General features: G+C 64.8%; 3 protein-coding genes. 1 reads left to right on the forward strand and 2 read right to left on the reverse strand.

Going from position 1 to position 5,558, the window contains the following annotated elements:
- Positions 1 to 188: 188 nt before the first annotated feature.
- Positions 189 to 1,664, forward strand: coding sequence for a hypothetical protein (locus IE277_RS46075; protein ID WP_189960046.1), 1,476 nt, complete (start codon positions 189 to 191; stop codon positions 1,662 to 1,664).
- Positions 1,665 to 1,796: 132 nt separating this feature from the next.
- On the opposite strand, the gene IE277_RS46080 is transcribed toward IE277_RS46075, so the two are convergent.
- Positions 1,797 to 4,244, reverse strand: coding sequence for a tyrosine-type recombinase/integrase (locus IE277_RS46080; RefSeq protein ID WP_189960048.1), 2,448 nt, complete (start codon positions 4,242 to 4,244; stop codon positions 1,797 to 1,799).
- Positions 4,241 to 5,558 (reverse strand): tyrosine-type recombinase/integrase (locus tag IE277_RS46085; protein ID WP_308433492.1); only part of this gene is annotated, 1,318 nt, incomplete at its 5' end. The genes IE277_RS46085 and IE277_RS46080, both read right to left, overlap by 4 nt.

Below are 5,558 nucleotides of genomic sequence, written 5' to 3' on the forward strand. Positions count from 1 at the left end.
TACTGAGGCTGAACTCGAAGTGTCGTAAAGGGCTGACCCCTCATGCTCCCTGTGGCATGCCCCTGCCACCTTTCAGCCCCCTTCCAACACATCACGCCCAGAGCTGCATCATCACTTGGCCTCAGACGCGATATGGCATAGGTGCGTCATTGCGTGAGTGTCGAGATCCGCTCGGCCACGCTTGTTCCATGAGCAACCGTCCTCTCGTTGTTGTGGAAGCCCCGGACGAACGGGGGCTGCGAGTCGTACGGGTACGAGGCGAGGTCGTCGGCCGGGCCTGGTCCCGGCGCGACCTGAAGCGACTGGTGCGCCGGGCGGGGCTGACCGACCTCGACCTGGACGACGCTGGCCGGGTCCATTGGCTGGCGGACCCGGCCCAGTGGCCCGATCACGCCTGGCGCAGACGAGCAGCTGGCGCCCTCGCGGCGCTCGGGCTGCTGGCCTCCGCCACGGTGCTGTTCTACGTGGGTACACAGGATGCGTTCAACGCCTTGGCCTACGGGGGGCGGGTCGTCGGCGCCGGTTTCGTGGCCGCGGCACTGGCGGAGGTAGCCGCAGCACTGGCGGTGCTTGATTTCTGGGGAAAGCGGCGCGTCCGCTACTCCGGCGCGGTGGTGCTGACAGGCGTGGCAACCGTGGCTGCCACGAACCTGATGTTCCTGATCACTCAGCTTCAGGGATGGTCGTACACCCCGTTCCTCTGGCTGTGGCTCGGCCTGGCGCTTTGGGTGGCCTGGTCCGTGTGGATGCTGACCCGGCAGCATGCCTGGCAGGGGCTACCCCGCCCGAAGCGAGTCGCGTTGGGCGTGGTCGCATCCGGGCTCGCCGGTATCGCGGGCATCGTCTACTCCCAGATGTACGTTCCCTATTCCACGCCGGTGAACATTCAATTTCGGGTGTCATTCGGCGACCCCACACTGAGTGCGGACGGTGCCCTGCTCCATGTCCCCGCCCACGTGGAATTCCGTAACACCGGTTCGGTGAGGGTGTATGTCATCGGCACGCTGTGGAAGTCCCGAGGGTGGCCTACCAAGTTCACCGAGAAGGGGACCGAGCCGGGCGTATGGAAAAGGGAGATGTTCGATTACGACGAAACCCTGCGGCATGTGGTCTACTCACCCGCCCGCATGATGGGTGCCGGTGATTTCGGTAGCCTGGGAGACCGGCTGGACCCGGGGCAGGACCTGTCGACGGAGTACACCGTCGACGTGCCGCTGAGAACGGGGCTCGGGCGAATCGAGCTGGACGCGTATGCCTCTTACGTGCGGGCCGACCGGGCCAAACTGGGCAACGAAAGTTGGCGAGACGCCTCCTGGGACACAACTTCGTCAAGCCAGAGACACGAGTGGGACGCCCCTGCCTGGGTCTCTGGTAAGGGGGAGGATTTCATCCACTCCTACTCCAGAATTTATCACAGCAGCGAAATGCTGAATCTGACGCACGCCACGGACTACGCGGCATCATGGGTAACATTCCCTAACTGGCAGAAGGGAGTTGACTTTCCGCAAGGGGACACCGACCCCGACCTCAAAGTGGCTATCTCACGTGACCCGGACGGCGTGGAGACGCTCAGCGACTCGGAACAGGAACCCTATGGGATGGCCACGACGCAAGTGTGGGCCGAGCGCTCGGTCGACCAGCTCCTGAAAGCCGCGAAACGGTAGGCCGGTTTCTCAAGCATCGATCCACTCCCCACGAGCCGGCTAACGACCAACTGACTGTTTAGGACGCGGCCTAAAGCTCGATGGTCTGGGGCGCCCGCGATCACCAGGGCCGCCCCAGATGTATGGCCTCAGTCAGGTGGTATTTGTGGCATCGCTGATTCGAGCGGCGATCTGGCTGAAGCTGGGAACACCCAAGAATATCGGGGAGTCCTTCTTCTTCTGCCGTGCATCCAACTGCGCGAGCTTCTCTTCCGCTGCGTCGCGGCTCACCGAGAGACCTTCGACTTCACCGAGCCAGCCCTCCCTTTCTGCTTCCGCGATCCGATCGTTCAGGTTGTCGCGGATCTCGACCAGTCGCCCCCTCTCGTAGGGATCCACGATCAAGACTGGGCAGCGGACACAGGCGTGTTCATGAATACAGTCGGTTCCGTAGGCTCGCCCGCATGATCCGAGTGCCAGCTTGCGGCGTTCGAACTGGGTCAGGAACTCCTGCCATTCTTCGGGTGTGACCGCTCGGTATTCCTCGCGGGGGCGGAGGCTGCGCCGTCTGGCGATAAAGGCCCGGTGGGCTTCAATGGCCTTGGCCGGGTAGACAGCGTTGTAGCCCATAGTCGTGTTGATGTTGCTGTGGCCTGCAATGACCTGGGCGATGTGCGGCGGAAGCCCGTTCAGGATCGCGTCCGTGATGAAGATTCGCCGAAAATCGTGAGGTTGGAACTTCAGTGGCTTTCCGGTCGCGTCGGCCAGACCGGTCGCCAGCAGCACGTCGTTCAGTGCGTCGCGGACTGTGTTGTGTGAGATGGGGCGCCTTTCTCCTGAGATGCTCCACTGGTAGAGAAGCGGCATGGGATCGTTCCAGACCTTCTCGTGGAGGTCGTAGCTGGGAACCGAAGGGATGACTCCGTTGTTTCCGCGTACTCGCGTGACGACGGCGCTGAGGACATCGGCCAGTTCGGGAGTAACTAGCAGCAGGCGCTCTTGATCGGTTTTCGATGGTGCGATTTGAAGGAGGGGAACGAACTCTCCAGTGCTGGGAAGTTTGTACCTGATGATGCTGTGATGGCCAAGTTCGAGTAGCTCTTCGATACGGATGCCTGTGTGGCGGAGGATTTCGATAGTGGCCCAACCCCAGAAGGCTCGTTTCTCTTCGGCCTCAAGGTCCCGGCGCCGTCCAGAGGCGTCGTAGGCCTGTCCGGTGAGACCGGCCCGGGAAGTGGTCTTCGGGGCGGTGAAGGTTTCCCCCAGCACGGTGAAGCGGGACCCGAGAGCGGCGGCGTGGAGTGCGTCCAGGCGGGCTCGGGATTCCTTGAGTCGGCGGTCGGCGACGCGGATGAGTGCGGGCAGGACGGGGAGCCTTTCCCGTGTCCGCTGGTCTGAGGTGGTCTTCTGCCGCTGTTTTGTCTTCTTGTCGGAGCAGTCAGCTTCGGTGATGGGGCAGGGTGCTGCCCATGGGCCCCAACGGGCGGGTTCGTCCAGAGCCCACTGAGCGATGTCCAGATAGAAGGCGCGGACGAGAGTCTTGATCGCCGGAGCGCTGGAGCGCGGTGTGGTGGTCTCGACGGCCTGACCGTCCGGCATCCGCTTGCGGCGAGTGACGACGTTGACGCGGGCTTTCCAGGCCGCCGCCACCTCCGGAGGCAGGTGGAGTGAGCTGATGCCTTCGTTGTGGCGCTCAAGGTCAGCCCAGAAGTTCTTGGCCAGAGCGGCCGCCAGATTGATCAACGAGTTGTGGTCGAGTGAGGGCTGGCGTTCGGTGAGGTAGTCGACGAGGAGATCACGGACCGGGCGGCAGCGCAGGTCGTAGCGATCGACGAGCGCCGCCGGCGTCACCTGACCAGTGCGGGTCTGCAGCCGCAGGAGGGTTGCCGGGGCGTCCGGCGGGAACTGGCCGAGTTCGCGCAGAGCGGTATAGGCGATGCGAACGCCTCGGGCCGCGTCGTGGTCGGTCGCCTGCAATAGAGCGAGGAGATCACCGACGACGATGTCCTCGACGAGACCGCCGAAAGCAGCGAGCAGGCGCGCGACACCTTGGAGAGCCGCGGAGGCATGACGGGTGGACCGGATGACCTCGGGTAGCTGAGCTTCCAGGCGGGCGAACCCGGCGGGGTCGCGGGTCGCTCCAATGGCCGGCCGGAGGGCGCCCGATGTGCTGGCAGCGAGCCATTCCATGGTGGGGCGGATGACGTCCACGCAGATCAAGGCCAGCGTCCCGGAAGCGAGGCACGCCGTTGTCGGCTTTCGACCGATGGTGGCCGCCCAGTCAATGACGGCCCTGTGCCAGCCAGTTGGAGTTTGTGCCGCAGGGCTGGCGTCCCAACACGCCTGCCAGGTGGATCCAGGGAAGGTCTGAAGCCAGGACAGGATGATCCGGGCACCGACCATGCGGGTGACCTGGGCTCTGTCCTTCACTCGGAACGGCGGCCGCTGGAGCGTGGCAAGGATGTACTCGCTGTCAGCCTCAGTCATGGGCCAGGACGCGGCCTTCTCGCGCGGCGGGAACCTCTCCAAGAGCGCGGCTGCTTCGGCGCCGGCGAGCCTGCGAGGAGTCCTGGTCGGCGTGGCGAGCATGGTCATGGTCATACGACCAGACCTCCGAAGAGCGTGCTCAGCGAGTCCTCGTTGTAGGCGGGGGCCGGAGGTGCCGAAGGCGGGGCAGCCTTTCTCGCCTCTTGTCGGGCGTGGTGAGCCAGACCTGCCGAAATGACCTCGTCCCGGGTCGGGCGGAGGTACTTCTGCAGCGTGCTCTGATCCTTGTGTCCAAGGATGTGCTGGACGTAGACCAGCGACATCTCGGGATCCTCAGCCATGCGGTAGGTGGCCGTGTGCCGCAGGTCATGCAGCGTCCAGTTGGCGCCGAGGAGCTCGACCGTCCGTGTGAACATGGCGCGGGCGGCATGGTAGTTCAGCGGTCGCCAGGGGCGCCGCAGTGTCCACCACAGGGGCTGGTTGCGGCCCCGCGGGACCCCCTTGCGCCAGGCTTCCTCCTGGTAGAGCCGGAGCCAGACGAACGCGTCCGGAGATGCGGGCAGCTGCTGGTAGTCCCGGGTTCCTTTGCGGATCAAGCCGATCACCTGTTGGCCGGGCAGGGCGTCGCGTTGGGTCGAGCTCAGCAGTTCGCTGGCGCGGGCGCCGCTGGCGACCCAGAAAGCCAGCAGGGCGCGGTCTCGGTGGGAGCGGAGGCCGGCGAAGACCTCGGTGTACTTGTCGTCCGGGATGCGTCGGGGGATCCGCTTGGGAACCGTCGGCCGGTAGCGGCCGGTCCGTTCACGCTTGAGATCGTCCGTCGGGTTACGGTGGGCGTTCGGGCGTCCGTTGCGGCGCGTGCGGTCCAGCGGGAACGGGTTGACCAGCAACTGGCCGCTGCCGAGATCAAGGTGGAAGTCGTAGAAGGTCCGCAGGACGCTCTCGAAGTGAGCCCGGGTGGTAGGCGCGTACTTCTTCCCGATGGACAGTTTCCCGGTAACCGGATTCGGTGTCCCAGGCGCAAGCCGGCCAGCTCGAGGCTTGGGCGTGGGTATCTCGGCCAGGTCCTTGCCGCGGTGCCTCCAGTGGACGCGAACTGGTTTGTCCGCCAGCTGCATCCACAGCGTGAAGTCCCGCGCGTCTTCCCGTAGTGCGCGGTCCCACTCGAGGCCCTCTGCCCAGAGGAACCGCCACCACCGCAACAGGTCGTTGCCGTACGAGTACAACGTGGTGGCAGGGCTGTCAGCGGCGAGTAGGTCCTTGAAGTAGATCGCGACCGGCTCGACACGCTGCCCCTCAGGGTCGATGAGCCGGTACGGCTCCCACTCGTCCTCCGTTGCCTCCAGGCGTCCGATCTCGGGCAGCACGAAGTTCTTCAGATCCCGTTCACGGGTCCTTGATCCACTCACCGCCTGAACGTAACAGAAGGCC

This window comes from Streptomyces alanosinicus, assembly GCF_014650595.1.
Lineage (GTDB): Bacteria > Actinomycetota > Actinomycetes > Streptomycetales > Streptomycetaceae > Streptomyces > Streptomyces alanosinicus.

Bases quoted from the DNA above. Each gene is read 5' to 3' on its own strand.
- IE277_RS46075 (WP_189960046.1), top strand. From the start codon at position 189: ATGAGCAACCGTCCTCTCGTTGTTGTGGAAGCCCCGGACGAACGGGGG.
- IE277_RS46080 (WP_189960048.1), bottom strand. From the start codon at position 4,244: ATGACCATGACCATGCTCGCCACGCCGACCAGGACTCCTCGCAGGCTC.